Raw genomic sequence first — 16,965 nt, forward strand, 5'->3', positions numbered from 1 at the left:
CCAGCTGACACCCAACACCCCCAGGAAACGGGAAAACACCCAGAGGACATCAGGCCATCAACCAAAAACAAAAAATTTGGTATCAACAAACTAGACACACTATTGAGTTGACAAACAACACACCACATCAAAGCCTCTGTCGAGGCCATCGATTGGAAGTTTGTGTGCCGCATGCTTGGAAGCGCTTCGCTGTCCTCGCGGCAACTCGACCAGCTTATCCGTTCCTCGTCCGGTTCGCAACCCGGCGTTCACTCGCCGTTTGCGTTCCGTTCTGGAACAGGAAGCTTGTCGACCTGCCCGGCCAGCTCTCGGCTGTCCGTCCTTGCGGCGACTCGGAATACATTACACACGGCTTCAGGCCTGTGCAAAACGGGCGCTCCCGGTCTCCTGGGCCCCCGACCAGCCCCACCCCGGGTCAGCCCTGGATCAGCCCCGGAGGAGGTTCTTCCGCACCTTGCCCGTGGCCGTGCGGGGCAGTTCATCGCTGAAAGTGATGGTGTCCGGGACCTTGAACCCACTGAGCTGTCCTCGGACGTGCTCCCGAAGCTCGTCCTCACTCACCGCGGAACCGCTGGCGCGCACCACATGGGCGACCGGTCGCTCGCCCCACTTCTCGTGGGCGACCCCCACCACGGCGACGTCGATGACGTCCGGGTGCGAGTAGAGCGCCTGCTCCACCTCGATGGAGGAGATGTTCTCACCACCGGAGATGATGATGTCCTTCGCACGGTCCCGCAGCTGGATGTACCCGTTGGGGTGCATCACGCCCAGGTCCCCGGTGTGGAACCAGCCGCCGTCGAAGGCCTTGCGGGTGGCGGGCAGGTCCTTGTAGTAGCCAATCATCACGTTGTTGCCCCGCAGCACGACCTCCCCCAGCATCTCGCCGTCCGCGGGCACGTCTGCGCCCTCCGGGTCGACGACGCGCGCGGACTCCGCCTGGATCATCGCCACGCCCTGCCAGGACATCTGCTGTGCCCGTTCGGCCGGGGCGAGATCCGCCCACTGCTCCTGCGGCTCGCAAATGGTGATGGGACCGAAGACCTCCGTGAGGCCGTACACGTGCACGATGTCGAACCCCGCCGTCTCCAGCCGTTCAATGATGCTGGGGGCGGGAGGGGCACCGGCGGTCGTGATGCGGATGGGTTTCTCCAGGGGGTGTGCCTGTTGCGCGTCCACGATCACCGAGCACACGGCGGGCGCCCCGCACAGGTGCGTGATGCCCTGCTCGTCGAACGCGCGCCAGATCTCGTCCGCCCGCACCGCGCGCAGGCACACGTGAGTGCCGCCCGCCGCGGTGACCGCCCACGTGGTGCACCACCCGTTGCAGTGGAACATGGGCAGCGTCCACAGGTAGCGGGTGTCTCCGCCGAAGCCGTTGTGGAAGACCTCACCCAGGCTGTTGAGGTAGGCCCCGCGGTGCGCGTAGAGCACACCCTTGGGACGCCCCGTGGTCCCGGAGGTGTAGTTCAGCGTGATGGGCGCGTTCTCGTCCGCCACGCCGTAGCCGACGACGCCGCGCGCCGCGTCCCCCACGCCCGCCGCCTCGAGCGGTTCCACGTCCAGGAACTCCTCGAACGTGGGCACCGCGCCCCCCGCGCCCTCGCGGACCGCGGGAAGATCCGCCTGCTCGTCGGGGATCTGGACGAGGGTGACGCCGGGACGGTCACCGAGGGCCTCGGCCACGACGTCGAGCACGGAGACGTCCGCGAGGACCACCCGCGCCTCGCAGTGCCCCAGGATGTAGCCCAGCTCCCGGGCACTCAGGCGGGGGTTCAGCGGAACGAGCACGGCACCCGCGGCGGGCACCGCGTAGTGCGCCATCAGCGCGGCGGGAACATTCGGGGCTATCACGGCCACCGTGGGCCAGGAACGGTCCAGCAGCTCCGCGCCCTGGAATTCCTCGCCCGCTGTGCCGCCGCCGCGTCCACTGCGAGTGCTGGTATCCGTCCCTCCCGATGCCGATGAGGGATCGGACAATGCGGCCGCGCCCGGTGAGTCAGGAGCTGCGACCCCGCTGCTGGAGGCCGCCTGGTCCGTGCCCCGCCCGGGCGCCGAGGTCGAGGAGGGTTCGGCACCCGGGCGCCCGGCGTCGTCGCCGTGACCCGGGGTGGAGGCCGGGACCAGGCCCGACGCTCCGGTCCCCCGGTGGGCGTGCGCCACCCCCGGGCCCGAGGCCTGCGCCTCCTGCTCGCCCTTCGCCGTGGCGGCCACGCCGTCCCGCAGGTGGGGCAGCAGCGCCGTGGCAAAACGCCGGACGTCCCACTCGAACTGCTCCCAGGTCCACTCCTGCGTGCCGTGCACCACGGCGCGACGGCGGGGGAAGACCTCCGCGCTGCGCTCCAGGAAGCGAAGCGGGGTCAGCGGCTCGGAATTGGCAAACATGGTGCTCCCTGCGGGTCGGGCCCCGGAGGGCGCGGTGCTGGCCGCTCAGGTGTAGGCGACTCAGTTGTAGGCGGAGATCCCGGTGATCGACTTGCCGATGATCAGCGCCTGGACCGTCTCGGTCCCCTCGTAGGTGTGGATGGCCTCCACGTCCGCGAAGTGACGTGCGACACGGTTCTCCAACAGAATGCCATTGCCGCCCAGCAGATCACGAGCGTTCGCGGCGATCTGACGCGCCGTGCGCGTGGCCGTGAACTTGGCGAGGGAGGCCTGCGGGCCCGTGAGGGAGCCCGCCTCCTCCTTGCGCGCCATGGCCATCACGAGCGTCTGGATCTGCGTGAGCTCGCTCAGCATCCGGGCCAGGCGCTCCTGCACGATCTGCGAGGCTGCCAGCTGACGGCCGAACTGCTTGCGCTGAGCGGCGTACTGCACGGCGCTCTCGTAGCAGGCCTGGGCGTGACCCACGGCGGCCCAGGCCACGCCGATGCGCGTGGCGAAGAGCACCGCGGAGGTGTCCTTGAAGGACTGCGCCTTGGGCAGCACGTTCTCCGTGGGCACGAAGACGTTCTCCATGCGGATGTGCGCCTGGTGGATGGCGCGCAGGGAGAGCTTGCCGGTGATGGTGGTGGCGGTGTAGCCATCGGAGTCCTGGGGGACCACGAAGCCGAGAACCTTGCCGTCCTGGCTGCTGCGCGCCCACACCACGGTGATCCCACCCATGGACCCGTTGCCGATCCACTTTTTCTCGCCGTTGAGGACGTAGCCGCCCTCCACGGGGACCGCGGAGGTCTCCAGGCCGATGGAGTCCGAGCCGTGCGCGGGCTCGGTCAGTGCGAACGAGCCCAGCAGCTTGCCCGCCGCCATGTCCGGGAGCCAGCGCTGCTTCTGCTCGTCGCTGCCGCACATGGCGATCGAGCGCATGGCCAGACCGCCCTGCACCCCCGCCACCGTGGAGATCGAGCCGTCACCGCGGGAGAGCTCCATGCTGATCAGCCCCGCCGCCATCTTGGACATGGGCGGGTAGCCGGGAACGTCCACGCCGTCGCGCAGCAGGTCCAGCTCACCCATGCGCGCCACCAGGTCCAGGTTGTACTCGCTGTTGTCCCAGTACTCGCCGATCACCGGGAGGACGTCCTCCTGGACGAACGCGCGGGCGCGCATCCAGTGGGCGCGGTCCTCGTCCGAGATCTCGGCGAACGTGCCGGCCTCGTCCGTGTCCAGCGCCTCGTTCAGCGTGTACTCCGGCTCCATGGTGCCCACGGGGAACGTCTGCGTGGCGGATGCCGTGTTGTCGATGGTCATGATCACTCCTTGGTGCTCGAACCAGTGCTCGATGCTCGGTGGTGGAAGGGGACTACTGCTGGGCGGCGTCGAAGCGCTGCCCGCGGACGCGCTCGGAGGCACCCGTGTAGTCGAGGTAGGGCGTAATGCCGCCCATGTGGAACGGGTAGTTGGCACCCAGGATCATGCAGAGGTCCACGTCCCGGGCTGTCGCCACGACGCCCTCGTCCAGCATGTGGCCGATCTCCTCCGCGAGCGCGTCCTGGACGTCGGTCAGCAGGTGGCCATCCGCGCCGTCGTCCGAACGGTCCGGCACCCCCCTCTCCTGGCGGGTGCGCTCCAATGCCTGCTGGGCACCCTCCGCGAGATAGGTCTCAGAGGTCTCCCCGCGCGGCGGCAGGGTGTTGCGCAGGCCGGCGTCCGCGACGGCGTCGAGCCACGGCGAGAGCGTGAAACGGTCCGGGTACGCCGCATTCATGGTGTGCGTGATGTGGACCAGGACCGCAGGGCCCACGAAGTCGAGCAGCTGCAGCGGGGTCATGGGCAGACCCATGGGGTCCAGCGCGTGGTCCACGGCGTGGGGATCCCCGCCGGCGTCCACGGCGCGGCCAATCGAGTCGAACATGCGGGTCAGCACGCGGTTCACCACGAAGCTCGGGGCGTCCTGCACGCGGACGGCAATGCGGCGCATCTTGGCGGCGAGGTCGAACGCGGTGGCCAGGGTGGAGTCGTCCGTCTTCTCGCCCGCGATGATCTCGAGCAGCGGGGTGACCTCCACCGGGTTGAAAACGTGGAAGCCCACGAGGCGCTCCGGGTGCTTGAGATCCCGGCCCATCTCCGTGATGGACAGTGAGGAGGTGTTGGTGGCGAGGATCGCGTCCTCACGGATCACCGGCTCCCACTGGGCGAAGACCTGGCGCTTGACGTCCATCTCCTCGAAGACGGCCTCGATCACGAAGTCCGCGTCCGCGAGGTCCTCAGGGCTCTTCGCGCCGGTGATCAGCGCACCGAGCTGCTGCGCCTTCTCCTCGCTCATGCGCCCCTTCTGGGCCTGGGCGAGGAAACGCTCGCGGGTGCGCTGCACACCGGCCTCGAGACGCTCGTCGTCGAGGTCCGTCATCACCACGGGGATGCCGGCGCCCTGCGCGAGCAGGGACGCGAGCTGGCCCGCCATCAGGCCCGCGCCGATCACGGCGGCCTTCCGAATCTCGCGGACCGGGGCGTCCGGGACGTTGGCGGCCTGCTTGCTGCGGGCGCTCACGAGCTCGAACGCGTACAGGGACGCGCGGGCGGGCTCCGACTGCACGATCTCCTTGAACACCTCGACGGCGGCGGCGCCGTTGGCCTCGCGGGACTCGGTGCGCGCACGGCCCACGAGCTCGATGGCGGCCACCGGCCCGGGAGCCGCACCGTGCCAGGCCTTCTCAGCCTTCGCGGCGGCCTTCTCCACGGCGGCGTCCCAGGTCTGGGCGTCCTCCGCGGTGCGGCGGGGCTCGTGCTTGCCCTCCAGGGCCTCCACGACCCAGTTCTGCCAGGACGTCTCCCACTCCTCGGTGCCGGGAGCGCCGTCCAGCACCGCGTCCACAAGCCCGATCTCCGCGGCCTTGGCGGGGTTGAGGTTCTTGCCCCTCATGGAGTCCGTGACGATCACGTTCAGCGCGGCCTCCGCTCCCACGAGGTGCGGCAGCAGGTAGACGCCACCCCAGCCCGGGAAGAAGCCCAGGTGGCACTCCGGCAGGCCCATGGGGGCCTTGCCCGCGGTGGAGAGGCGGTAGTCCGTGTGCAGCGCCAGCTCCATGCCCCCGCCCAAGGCCACGCCCGTGATGAGCGAGAACGTGGGGACGTCCATCTCCGCGAGGACACCGAAGGCGTCGTGGCCCGAGCCCACGTACTCGTCCGAGGTGCCGCTGAGCTGCGCCGCGCGGATCTCCTTGAGGTTGGCGCCCGCGCCGAAGGACTTGGTGTTGCCCGTGACGACCACGGCCTCCACCTCGGAGGTGTCGATCGCCGAGAGTTCACGCTGCAGGTCCCGCATGGCTGCGGAGCCCCAGATCACGAGGCCGTTGGGGGCGGTGGAGTCCAGGGACACCAGCGCAATGGGCTTCTCCCGGCCGGGCAGCACCGGCCGGGTCACGGTGATGGTCACGGTGGACGGGAAGGACTGTTCGCTCACGCTTGCGCTCCTGTGTCTCAGCAAGGGGGTGGTGTGGACCACATCACTGCGGCTCAGTCTGCCCTGAGACGCAGTCTCACGTCAAGACATGCGGTGTCACCGCGTACCGTCCCCGCAAGGGCCCTGGATAGGCTGGGCGCGATGACTCTCCAGCTGCCGTTGCGTTCCGGCCGCCTGCAGTTGCGGTGGCCCACAGAAGCCGACATCGAACCCATGCACTCCTACCAGTCCCGCGAGGACTACGCGGTCTTCGCCTGGCGAGCGCCGCGGGACCTCGACCACGTGGTGCGCACCGTCGAGGCCCACCGGGGGCCGCGGGACTGGGCCCACGACGGGGACAGCCTGCGGCTCGCGCTCTCACCCCGGGATTCCGAGGAGCTGGTGGGGGAGATCGCGCTGACGCTCGTGGACGCGCAGTCCGCCCAGGTGGAGATCGGCTGGGCCCTGCACCCGGACCACACCGGCCGGGGATACGCGAGCGAGGCGGCCGGCACTGCCGTGGACCTGGCCTTCGAGCAGCTCGGTGCCCACCGCGTCTTCGCCCGCCTGGACAGTCTCAACACGGCCTCGGCCAGGGTCTGCGAACGTCTGGGCATGCGCCACGAGGCCACCCTGCACGAGAGCCACCGGCAGCTGGGCGAGTGGCGCGACGAGCTGCTCTACGCCGTCCTGGAGTCGGAACGGCGCGCGAGCCGTGAGAGGCGCGCGGACTAGGAGCGCAACGCCTCGTACACGGACCGCGCGGCGCGCTCCGCGGCGACCTGCGGGTCCGTGCCCTGCGGGACCACGACGACGATCGGCGCGGGCCCCTCCGAGGCGGCGGCGACGTCGTCACCCCCGGCCTCCCGGGAGATCGTGCCCGACGCGGGCACCGGGCCCACCGGGCCGAGAGCACCTCTCGCCGGTGACCCGACGCCGAAGACCGAGCACAGCCACGCCACCCGCTGGCTGAGCGAGGCAGCGAGCTGCTCACCGCCGGCCGGGCTCGGATCCCGCAGCCACGTGCGCAGGAAGGCATTGTGCACCGCCACCGTGGCCGCCGCGAGCGCGACCGCCGTGACCCTGCGGTCCTCGGAGGGGGCCAGCGCGTCCCGCAGGAACGCCTGGAACACACGCTCGTAGCGCGAGGACATGGCGATCTCGCGGTCCCGCAGCGACTCCACGCCCTGCAGCAGGTCGTGCCGGGCGACGGCACGTTCCGTGTGGTCGAGGTGGTGGCGGAACACGAGCTGCGCGCCCTCCACGAGTCCCCTGCGCGGGGAGAGGCCGGACCGGTGCAGCAGCACCTCGAGGCGCTCCAGCGTGGCGGCGTGGTCCGCGAAGACCATGTCCTCCTTGCTGCCGTACTTGCGGAAGAAGGTGGCGCGGCTGATCCCGGCGGCCTGGGCCAGCTGCTCCACCGTGGTCTCCAGGTACCCGTGGTCGGCGAGCATGCGGACGGAACGCGTCACCACGTCCTCGGACTCGCCGTGCGACTGTCTCACCTGGACCTCCTCGGACCGGCAGCGGGCTCTTGCACCGAGAGTAGCGGCAATGAGACGCAGTCGCACGCGGGTGGAGTTCCGCGCCGGGAGAGGCCCCGCGGTCGACGCGGCGAACACGCCCGATAGCAGTGCCACACGACACATGAGCTGGGATACACTCACGTGTGTTCTGGGCCATAAGCCCAGCACCGATCCCAGGATGTCGTCATATCCATTCGAATTCCCGGACGCTGGCCTCAAGAGCCGCCGGTCCACTTCGCTTTTGAGGAGGCGAGATGCGACTTTCCCGCATTTCCAAGACTCTGGGCATCGCCGCTGTGGCGAGCCTTTCCCTGACCGCCTGCGGTGGCGGCGGTTCCGACGAGGCGGCCGACGGCAGCGCCGTCATCACCGCGGACAGCGTGGAGCCCCAGAACCCACTGGTGCCCACCAACACCACCGAGACCGGTGGCGGCGTGGTCATCCAGCAGATCTTCAACGGCCTGGTGACCTACGACTCCGAGGGCAAGACCCAGAACGACCTCGCGGAGTCCATCGAGTCCAAGGACAAGCAGACCTGGACCATCAAGATCAAGCCGGACATGAAGTTCACCAACGGCGAGGTGATCACCGCCCAGAGTTTCGTGGACTCCTGGAACTACGGCGCCGCAGCCAAGAACGCCCAGGGCGCCGCGAGCTTCTTCGAGCCCATCGAGGGCTACGAGACGGTCTCCGCCGAGGGCAGCACCGAGGACAAGATGTCCGGGCTGAAGGCCGTGGACGACACCACCTTCACCGTCAAGCTGGTCGCCCCGCAGTCGGACTTCGAGCAGCGCCTGGGCTACACCGCGTTCGCGCCGATGCCCTCCTCCGCGTTCAAGGACATGAAGGCGTTCGGCGAGAACCCCGTGGGCTACGGCCCCTACAAGATGGCCAAGGAAGGTGCCTGGCAGCACAACTCCGCCATCGACCTCGTCAAGAACGACGACTACAAGGGCCCGGAGGAAGCCAAGAACGGCGGCATCACCTTCAAGCTGTACCAGAACCCGGACACCGCCTACCAGGATCTGATCTCCAACAACCTGGACGTCCTGCAGCAGGTCCCCACCGGCGCGCTCGGCAACTACAAGTCCGACCTCGGCGACCGCTACTCGGACAAGCCCTACGCCGGCATCCAGACGCTCGCCGTCCCGGAGTACCAGGACAACTGGAAGGGCGAGGCCGGCAAGCTGCGCCGCCAGGCCCTGTCCATGGCCATCGACCGCCAGGAGATCACCAAGGTGATCTTCAATGAGACGCGCTCCCCGGCCACCGACTTCACCGCCCCCACCATCGAGGGCTACGACGAGAACCTCCCGAACTCCGAGAACACAAAGTTCAACAAGGACAAGGCCAAGGAGCTGTGGGACAAGGCTGAGAAGATCCAGCCCTACGACAAGTCCCAGACGCTGACCATCGCCTTCAACGCGGACGCCGGCGGCCACAAGAAGTGGGTGGACGCCGTCGCCAACCAGATCAAGAACAACCTGGGCATCGAGGTCGAGGGCAAGTCCTACTCCACCTTCAAGGAGCTGCGCAGCGAGGCCAAGGCCGGCAAGCTGACCGGCGCCACCCGCTCCGGCTGGCAGGCCGACTACCCCTCCATGTACAACTTCATGGGCCCCACCTTCACCAAGGGCGCCGCCTCCAACGACTCGCGGTACGACAACCCGAAGTTCGAGGACACCCTGAACTCCGGCCTCGAGGCCAAGACCACCGAGGACGGTGTGAAGAAGTTCCAGGAGGCCGACTCCATGCTCCTGGAGGACCTGCCCTCGATCCCGCTCTGGTACAACCAGGCCAACACGGCGTGGTCCGAGAACGTCTCCGGCGTGGACACCGGCTGGGACGGCGTTCCCGAGTACTACAAGGTCGAGAAGACCAAGAGCTGATCCGCTGACCTCCTGACGCACACCACGCAGCGGGGAGACACCGCAACCCGGTGTCTCCCCGTTGCCACTTCTCCCGATAGGAGCGCCCCTTGGCCTGGTACCTGGTCAAAAGACTCCTGCAGCTGATCCCCGTGTTCTTGGGCGCCACGCTGCTGGTCTACTTCCTGGTCTTCATGACCCCCGGTGATCCGCTGGACGCGCTGTGCGGGGACAAGGGCTGCACGCCCGGTGTCGCCGCCGCGCTCACCAAGCAGTACCACCTGGACGACCCCTTCTTCATGCAGTACTTCCACTACATCGGCAACCTGCTCACCGGCGACCTCGGAGTGAACTTCTCTGGGCGCGAGGTCAGCAGCGTCCTCGCGGACGCCTTCCCCGCCACCATCCGCCTCGCAATCATCGCGCTGATCTTCGAGGCGATCTTCGGCATCACCTTCGGCCTGTACGCCGGGCTGAAGAAGGGCGGCTGGTTCGACTCGACCGTCCTGGTGCTGTCCCTGGTGGTCATCGCCGTGCCGATCTTCGTGCTCGGCTTCGTGATGCAGTACTTCGTGGGCGTCAAGTGGGGCCTCGCGAAGCCCACCGTCTCCGGCGCCGCGGACTGGAGCGACCTGATCCTGCCCGGCATCGTGCTGGGACTCGTCTCCTTCGCCCAGGTGCTGCGCCTGACCCGCACCGCCGTGTCGGAGAACGCCAGCGCGGACTACGTCCGCACCGCCACCGCCAAGGGCCTGACCCGTGGACGCGTGGTGCGGGTGCACATCCTGCGCAACTCCATGATCCCCGTGGCGACCTTCCTGGGCATGGACCTGGGCGCCCTGATGGGCGGAGCGATCGTCACCGAGGGCATCTTCAACGTCCCGGGCATCGGCAACCAGCTGTACAAAGCACTGACCCTCGGCGACGCACCCATGGTGGTCTCCGTGGTGTCCGTGATGGTCATCATCTTCTGTGTGGCCAACCTGGTCGTCGATCTCCTGTACGCCTGGCTCGACCCGAGGATCCGTTATGCGTGAGGCCAACATGGAAAACAACGACGCCGCGGACCGGGACCTGGATCCCGAGGCCCGCGCCCACGAAGCGGCCATGCGAGAGATCGCGGACACCGCCGACACCCCGGCCGGATCCCATCAGAAGGACCTGGGCGGGCTGAGCACCGGCATCATGATGGAGCACTTCGTCGCAGACGTGGGGAGCACTCCCGTCACCGCCACGGACTCCCGCTCTGCCGAGGGTGCCCCTGTGAGCCTGTGGCGCGACGCCTGGCGGCAGCTGCGCAAGAAGCCCACGTTCGTCATTGCCGCGCTGCTGATCGTCCTGGTGATCGTGGTGGCGCTGTTCCCGCAGCTGTTCTGGACGGAGAACCCGTCCGCGGCCGCCACCCAGTGCCTGCTGGAGAACTCCAACGGCAAGGCCTCCGCGGGTCACCCCATGGGCTTCACCGCCCAGGGTTGCGATGTGTACTCGCGCGTGATCGCCGGGACCCGGGCCTCGCTGATGGTGGGCCTGTTCACCACCATCGGCGTGGTGGTCATCGGCGGGATCATCGGTGCGCTCGCCGGCTACTTCGGCGGCTGGATCGACGGCGTGCTCGCCCGCCTGGGCGACGTCTTCTTCGCGCTGCCCCTGATCCTGGGCGCCCTAGTGGTCATGCAGCTGCCGTTCTTCAAGGCCCACCGAGGGGTCTGGACCCTGGTGGTGGTGCTCGTGCTCTTCGGCTGGCCACAGATCGCGCGCATCATGCGAGGTGCCGTGGTCGAGGTGCGCAACGCGGACTACGTGGTCAGCGCCCGCTCCCTGGGGGTCTCCTCCCTGGGGATCCTGATGCGCCACATCATCCCCAACGCGATGGCCCCGGTGATCGTGATCGCCACGATCTCCCTGGGCACGTTCATCGTCGCCGAGTCCACTCTGTCCTACCTCGGCATCGGACTGCCGCCCGGCATGATGAGCTGGGGCAACGACATCTCGGACGCGAAGGACGCCTTCCGCTCCAACCCGATGCCCGTATTTTGGCCCGGCCTGGCACTGTCGTTGACCGTCCTGAGCTTCATCATGCTCGGTGACGCGCTGCGTGATGCCCTGGATCCGAAGGCCCGGAAGAAGTGATGAGCATGTCGCAGGAGACCCAGGATAAGAACCGCCCCCTGCTGGAGGTGCGCGATCTCGGGATCGCCTTCACCACCGCCACGGGCGAGGTCCAGGCCGTCAAGAACTCGAACTTCACCGTGATGCCCGGTGAGACCGTGGCGATCGTGGGCGAGTCCGGTTCGGGCAAGTCCACCTCGGCGCTGGCCGCGATCGGGCTGCTGCCCGCCAACGGCCGTGTGAACTCGGGGCAGATCATCTTCGACGGCGAGGACATCACCCACGCCAGCGAGAAGCGCAAGGTGGGGCTGCGCGGCAGCCAGATCGGCATGGTGCCCCAGGACCCGATGTCCAACCTGAACCCGGTGTGGAAGGTGGGCTTCCAGGTTCGGGAGACCCTCAAGGCCAACGGTCTGCCGTCCTCTGACGCGGACGTGGCCCGGGTGCTCAGCCAAGCCGGCCTGCCAGACGCGGAGAAGCGCGCCAAGCAGTACCCGCACGAGTTCTCCGGCGGCATGCGCCAGCGCGCGCTGATCTCCATCGGGCTCTCGTGCCAGCCGCGGCTGCTGATCGCGGACGAGCCCACGTCAGCTCTGGACGTGACCGTGCAGCGCACCATCCTGGACCACCTCCGGAAGATGACCGACGAGCTGGGCACCGCCGTGCTGCTCATCACGCACGACCTCGGTCTGGCGGCCGAGCGGGCCCAGAAGGTCGTGGTGATGTACAAGGGCGAGGTCGTGGAGGCGGGACCGGCGCTGCAGCTGCTGCGCAACCCGCGCCACCCCTACACCCAAAAGCTCGTGGAGTCGGCGCCCTCGCTGGCCTCCCGGCGCATCCAGGTGGCCCGCAGCCGCGGCCAGGAGGCGGAAGACCTCCTGGCCGAGCGCCCCAGGACCTCGATGCAGGCCACACTGAAGCAGGACTTCGTGCGGGTCGAGGACCTCACCAAGGTGTACAAGCTGCGCGGCTCGTGGGGCCGTTCCGAGGACTTCACCGCGGTGGACCACGTGTCCTTCTCCATCCCGCGCGGCACGACCACCGCGGTGGTCGGGGAGTCCGGCTCCGGCAAGTCCACCGTGGCCAAGATGATGCTCGGGCTGGAACCCATCACCTCCGGCACGATCAACTTCGACGGCCAGGACGTGGCCCAGCTGCGTGGGCGCAAGCTGTTCGCGTTCCGCCGGCGGGTGCAGCCCATCTTCCAGGACCCGTACGGCTCCCTGGACCCGATGTACAACATCTACCGCACCATCGAGGAACCGCTGAGGGTCCACGGAGTCGGCTCGGGCAAAGAGCGGGAGAAGAAGGTCCGCGAGCTGATGGACCAGGTCTCCCTGCCCCAGTCGATGCTCGCACGCTACCCGAACGAGCTCTCCGGCGGGCAGCGTCAGCGCGTGGCGATCGCCCGCGCCCTGGCCCTGAACCCGGAGCTCGTGGTGTGCGACGAGGCGGTCTCCGCGCTGGACGTGCTCGTGCAGGCGCAGATCCTCAACCTGCTGGCCGAGCTGCAGCACGAGCTGGGTCTGACGTACCTGTTCATCACCCACGACCTCGCGGTGGTCCGTCAGATAGCGGACAACGTGTGCGTCATGGAGCGGGGCAAGCTGCTCGAGACCGGTTCCACGGACGCCGTGTTCGAGAACCCGCAGACCGAGTACACGCAGAAGCTGCTGGCCGCGATCCCCGGGGCGGGACTGATGAACGCCGTCTGAGCAGGTTCTGCTCCCCGCCGTCGCCCTCCGTGGCACAGCGGGGAGCACGCAGCGCCCGGCGCCACGATCCACGTGGCACCGGGCGCTGCGCTCGTCTGGCTTCGGTGTCTGCCTCGCGGCCGAGGCCCCCACGGGATCTCGACGCCGGGCACACCGCATGCGCGCTTCGTCCATCCCACCGCCGGCCCCCACCCAGAGGCCAGCCCGGGCCTCGAGAGGTCAGCCCGCGAACGCCCTCGTGACCTGCCCGGGCACCGCCACGCGCACCGAGTAGAGGGACCCCGCCGTGGGCTGGACGTCCGCGGGGAGGTTCTCGCGCGACGTCGTGATGTAGAGCGTGCGCAGGTCCTCCCCGCCCAGGGTGCAGGCCGTGACCTGCTTGGCACCCACCGAGACCACCGTGTCCAGGGTGCCGTCCGGCAGGTACCGGTGCACCTGGCCGGAGCCGTTGAGCGCGGTCCACACCGCGCCCTCCGAGTCCACGGTCAGGCCGTCCGGGTTGGCTGTGACGCTGCCCGGCTCGTACTGTTCGCCAGGATCCGTGGCGGCCGCAGCGGCGTCGTCGTCCACCACGGGGCGCACGAAGCTGCGCCGGTTCTGCAGCCCCGCCTCCGGGAACCAGTCGAAGACCACGACCTCGTGCGAGGGTGTGTCGTTGTAGTAGGCGAGTGCGCCGTCCGGGGACCACGCGATGCCGTTGGAGATGGTGACGTTCTCGAGCACCGGCTCCCAGTCCAGGTCCGGGGCCACCCGGTAGAGGGTTGCCTCACCCTCGGCCTGGTCGTAGGCCATGGACCCCACGTAGAACGAGCCGTCCGGGGCCACACCGCCCTCGTTCATCCGCACGTCCGGGGTGTCCCACAGGGTCACCTCGCGCTGGAACGTGCCCTCGCGGTCCGTGAGGACGACGCCGCGCTCCACGGCGATGATCTGGCCTCCGGTCTCGCGCGGGCGCACGCACGCGGCCACCGCCCCGACGTCCTGCCGGCGCGGCTCGTCCAGCGGGCCGAACGTCATGACGTCCCCGGCGAGCATGTCCACCCAGGCCAGTCCGCCCCACTCGGCGCTCCAGCACGGGCCCTCTCCGTGGTAGGTCCAGGACGGTGTGATCCTCTGCGCGGTCAGCTTCTTCACTGCTGTGGCCTCCTCAGGCTGCTGGGGGTGGGAATCCGGTCCCGGTCGTACGTGATCTCCGTGTAACCGTGCGGGGTGGGCTGGCCGTCCTCCCCCAGGTTCACGAACACGATCTTGTCGATGCTCAGGATCAGCTCACCCGTGATGACGTTGCGGACCTGCGCCCGCATGGTCAGGGATGTGCGTCCGAACGCGGTGGCGGTCAGGCCCATCTCGATGATGTCGCCCTGCACCGCGGAGGCCACGAACTCGATCTCCGACATGTACTTGGTGACCGCCCGCCGGTTGCCCAGCTGCACGATCGCGTAGATCGCGGCCTCCTCGTCGATCCACCGCAGCAGCGACCCCCCGAAGAGGGTGCCGTTCGCGTTGAGGTCCTCGGGCTTCACCCATTTGCGGGTCCGGAATGTGATGTCCCCTGGCTGCTCCATGGCTCAACCCTATGCGGGAGCGGGCAGGCGCGGGGAACGACCCGCACGACGTCGTGCGCCATCATGGACGCAAGACCGTCACCTCCCGGGCCGCGTCCGGCGGCCTCCCGGGCCGCGTCCGGCGGCCTCCCGGGCCAGGACGCCGCTGAGCGCCGGCGCGTTCGTCGCGATCCTCAGCGCCGCCGGGATCCTGCTCGGAGCCACCACGAGCATCTTTCCGATGCTGCTCACCGGCATGGGCCTGCTCGGCCAGGGGCTGCTCGCCGCAGCACTGCTGCTCACCGGGTTCGGCGCGGAGCACCACGGCCTCGTGCTGACCGCGCTGGTCCTGCTGGGGCTGGGCTGGTCCGCGTCCAGGGTCTCCAGGACCACCATGGTCACCGAAACCGTGCAGACCCAGGAGCGCCCCGCACTGCAGGGCACCTCCGACCTGGCCATGAACCTGTGCGGGGGCGGCGGGCGGAGCCCTCGCTGGCCCGGTGCTCTCCCTGGTGGGGGTTCGCGGGGCTGGGCGCCGCGGCGCTCGACTTCGTCCCCGTCCTCGTGATCACTACGACGACGCTGCGCGCCCGCTGAGCGCGCAGGCCGGCTCGGTGGGGCCGCCCAGGCAGCGCACGGACTACGGCAGCTCCAGGTCGTCCACGCGCCCGCTGCTGCCGGGGCGCTCGTCGCGACGTCGCCCGCGCTCGGCCACGGACGAGCTCACGACCACGGGGAAAGCACCCGTGAAGCCCTCGCGCTCGGCGGCGATCGCGTGAACGCGGTCCCGCACCAGGAACCAGCCGACGATCAGCACGGGGACCACCACGGCCATCGAGGCCACGGTGAGGGTGCCGAGCGGGTAGTCCAGCGCCACGAGGATCATCACGCCCACCAGGAACGCCATGGTGAGCCAGTTGGTGTACGGCGCGAACGGCGCACGGTACGCGGGGCGCTGGCAGAGGCCCTGTTTGGACAGCCGCACGAACTTCTGGTGCGGCAGGGTGATGGCCGCCCAGCCCACCAGGATGCCGATCGCGGAGATGTTCAGGACAATGCTGAACGCCTCCTCGGGAACGTAGTAGTTGAGCACCACGCCCAGGGCGCCCACGCCCACGGTGAGCACGATACCGCCCGCGGGAACGCCCGAGCGCGTCATCTTCCCGGTGAATCTGGGGGCGGAACCGGCCATGGCCATGGAGTGCACGATCCGGCCCGTGGAGTACAGGCCCGCGTTGAGCGAGGACAGCGCCGCGGTGATCACCACGAGCTGCATGATGGGCCCGATGCCGTCGATCCCGATGGAGCTGAAGAACGTGACGAACGGGGACTCGTCCGCGGAGTACGCCGTGTACGGCAGCAGCAGCGTGAGCAGCAGGATGGAGCCCACGTAGAACAGCGCGATACGCAGGATCACCGTGTTGATGGCCTTGGGGATGGTCTTGCGGGGGTTCTCCGTCTCCCCCGCGGTGATGCCTACGAGCTCGATGCCGGAGTAGGCGAAAACCACGCCCTGGGAGACCACGAGCGCGGGGAGCAGGCCATGGGGCAGGATGCCGCCGTTCTCACTGATCAGGGAGAACCCGGTGGGCGCACCCGTGGGGGTCCCGAAGACCACGAAGAGGATGCCCACGACCAGGAAGACCACGAGCGCGGAGACCTTGACCACGGCGAACCAGAACTCCATCTCCCCGAAGACCTTCACGGAGATGAGGTTGGTGATCATCACGACCACCAGCACCACCGCGGCCAGCAGCCACTGGGGCAGGTCCGCGACGAACTGGCTGTACTGCCCGAACCACTTGACGTAGATGGCCATGGCGGTGGCGTCCACCACCGTGGTGGACGCCCACGAGAGCCAGTACATCCAGCCCACGAAGTACGCGCTCTTCTCGCCGTAGAACTCGCGCGTGTAGGAGACGAAGGAGCCTGAGGACGGCCGGTGCATCACCAGCTCCCCGAGCTGGCGCAGGATCAGGTAGCCGAAGAACCCAGCCACCGCGTACAGCAGGAACAGGGCGGGCCCGGCGTCCGCCAGACCACCACCGGCCCCCAGGAACAGACCCGTGCCGATGGAGCTGCCGATCGCGATCATGTTGATCTGGCGCGCGGTGAGTCCCTTGCTGTACCCCTCCTGCTCGGCGACGTACTGGTTGTTCGACTCGGCGCGGCTCGTGGGCGTCGTGTCGGAGGAGCTCGAGTCCATGCGAGTACACCTTCGGTCGAGACGGGCATCGCGCACCCGCCGTTGACCGGCAGTGTGCACAGAGGAAGCCTAAGCGCTCAGTCAGCTGTTCATCGCCTGCGGCACACCCGCTCTTCGCCCGGACGCGGCTGCCGTGCGGCCCGCTGCCCCCGAGCGGTCCCCCGGGAACCCGTGCGAAGGGA

General features: G+C 68.7%; 13 protein-coding genes. 6 read left to right on the forward strand and 7 right to left on the reverse strand.

Annotation, left to right across the window (positions count from 1 at the left end; translation table 11 throughout):
- Nucleotides 1-426: 426 nt before the first annotated feature.
- Genes ABD264_RS11065 through ABD264_RS11075 form a run of 3 tightly spaced genes read right to left on the reverse strand, consistent with a single transcriptional unit; the run spans nucleotide 427 to nucleotide 5,836 of the window.
- Nucleotides 427-2,382: an AMP-binding protein gene (locus ABD264_RS11065; RefSeq protein WP_344206061.1), complete on the reverse strand. Its 1,956-nt coding sequence runs from the start codon at nucleotides 2,380-2,382 to the stop codon at nucleotides 427-429.
- Between the two features lie 60 nt (nucleotides 2,383-2,442).
- Nucleotides 2,443-3,684: an acyl-CoA dehydrogenase family protein gene (locus tag ABD264_RS11070; RefSeq protein ID WP_290498908.1), complete on the reverse strand. Its 1,242-nt coding sequence runs from the start codon at nucleotides 3,682-3,684 to the stop codon at nucleotides 2,443-2,445.
- Between the two features lie 52 nt (nucleotides 3,685-3,736).
- Nucleotides 3,737-5,836, reverse strand: coding sequence for a 3-hydroxyacyl-CoA dehydrogenase NAD-binding domain-containing protein (locus ABD264_RS11075; RefSeq protein WP_344206063.1), 2,100 nt, complete (start codon nucleotides 5,834-5,836; stop codon nucleotides 3,737-3,739).
- A 141-nt stretch (nucleotides 5,837-5,977) separates the two neighbouring features.
- On the opposite strand from ABD264_RS11075, the gene ABD264_RS11080 reads away from it, so the two are divergent.
- Nucleotides 5,978-6,550 (forward strand): GNAT family N-acetyltransferase, encoded by a 573-nt coding sequence (locus tag ABD264_RS11080; protein ID WP_303106604.1) that lies wholly within the window; start codon nucleotides 5,978-5,980, stop codon nucleotides 6,548-6,550.
- On the opposite strand, the gene ABD264_RS11085 is transcribed toward ABD264_RS11080, so the two are convergent.
- Nucleotides 6,547-7,320 carry a TetR/AcrR family transcriptional regulator gene (locus ABD264_RS11085; RefSeq protein ID WP_295108169.1) on the reverse strand — a complete coding sequence of 258 codons (774 nt, stop codon included), beginning with the start codon at nucleotides 7,318-7,320 and terminating at the stop codon, nucleotides 6,547-6,549. The two genes, ABD264_RS11080 and ABD264_RS11085, sit on opposite strands and share 4 nt — an antisense overlap.
- 275 nt (nucleotides 7,321-7,595) lie before the next feature.
- On the opposite strand from ABD264_RS11085, the gene ABD264_RS11090 reads away from it, so the two are divergent.
- The 4 genes from ABD264_RS11090 (at nucleotide 7,596) to ABD264_RS11105 (ending at nucleotide 13,033) form a co-directional block, all read left to right on the forward strand.
- Nucleotides 7,596-9,230 carry a peptide ABC transporter substrate-binding protein gene (locus ABD264_RS11090; protein ID WP_344206067.1) on the forward strand — a complete coding sequence of 545 codons (1,635 nt, stop codon included), beginning with the start codon at nucleotides 7,596-7,598 and terminating at the stop codon, nucleotides 9,228-9,230.
- An 89-nt stretch (nucleotides 9,231-9,319) separates the two neighbouring features.
- Entirely contained in the window at nucleotides 9,320-10,246 is a 927-nt protein-coding gene (locus ABD264_RS11095; protein WP_145011786.1) for an ABC transporter permease, read from the forward strand.
- Complete coding sequence (locus tag ABD264_RS11100; RefSeq protein ID WP_145011783.1) at nucleotides 10,239-11,339, forward strand: ABC transporter permease; 1,101 nt, start codon at nucleotides 10,239-10,241, stop codon at nucleotides 11,337-11,339. The genes ABD264_RS11095 and ABD264_RS11100 overlap by 8 nt, the downstream gene beginning before the upstream one ends.
- The gene (locus tag ABD264_RS11105) at nucleotides 11,339-13,033 is read left to right on the forward strand and encodes a dipeptide ABC transporter ATP-binding protein (RefSeq protein WP_144943245.1); all 1,695 of its coding nucleotides are present in this window, start codon (nucleotides 11,339-11,341) and stop codon (nucleotides 13,031-13,033) included. Before ABD264_RS11100 ends, ABD264_RS11105 begins: the two co-directional genes overlap by 1 nt.
- A 219-nt stretch (nucleotides 13,034-13,252) precedes the next feature.
- Here the strand turns inward: ABD264_RS11105 and ABD264_RS11110 are convergent, their stop codons facing one another.
- Both ABD264_RS11110 and ABD264_RS11115 read right to left on the reverse strand, forming a co-directional pair.
- Complete coding sequence (locus ABD264_RS11110) at nucleotides 13,253-14,167, reverse strand: SMP-30/gluconolactonase/LRE family protein (RefSeq protein ID WP_145011781.1); 915 nt, start codon at nucleotides 14,165-14,167, stop codon at nucleotides 13,253-13,255.
- Nucleotides 14,164-14,598, reverse strand: a complete 435-nt coding sequence (locus tag ABD264_RS11115) for an acyl-CoA thioesterase (protein WP_144943243.1) — start codon at nucleotides 14,596-14,598, stop codon at nucleotides 14,164-14,166. Before ABD264_RS11115 ends, ABD264_RS11110 begins: the two co-directional genes overlap by 4 nt.
- A 220-nt stretch (nucleotides 14,599-14,818) precedes the next feature.
- Here ABD264_RS11115 and ABD264_RS11120 point away from each other — a divergent pair, with 220 nt between their 5' ends.
- The gene (locus ABD264_RS11120) at nucleotides 14,819-15,145 is read left to right on the forward strand and encodes a hypothetical protein (protein ID WP_344206072.1); all 327 of its coding nucleotides are present in this window, start codon (nucleotides 14,819-14,821) and stop codon (nucleotides 15,143-15,145) included.
- A 72-nt stretch (nucleotides 15,146-15,217) separates the two neighbouring features.
- Here ABD264_RS11120 and ABD264_RS11125 read toward each other — a convergent pair whose 3' ends face one another.
- Nucleotides 15,218-16,783 carry an amino acid permease gene (locus ABD264_RS11125; protein ID WP_260983418.1) on the reverse strand — a complete coding sequence of 522 codons (1,566 nt, stop codon included), beginning with the start codon at nucleotides 16,781-16,783 and terminating at the stop codon, nucleotides 15,218-15,220.
- Nucleotides 16,784-16,965: the final 182 nt, after the last annotated feature.

Origin of the sequence: Kocuria salsicia, assembly GCF_039532055.1 — a bacterium.
Classification (GTDB): domain Bacteria; phylum Actinomycetota; class Actinomycetes; order Actinomycetales; family Micrococcaceae; genus Kocuria; species Kocuria salsicia.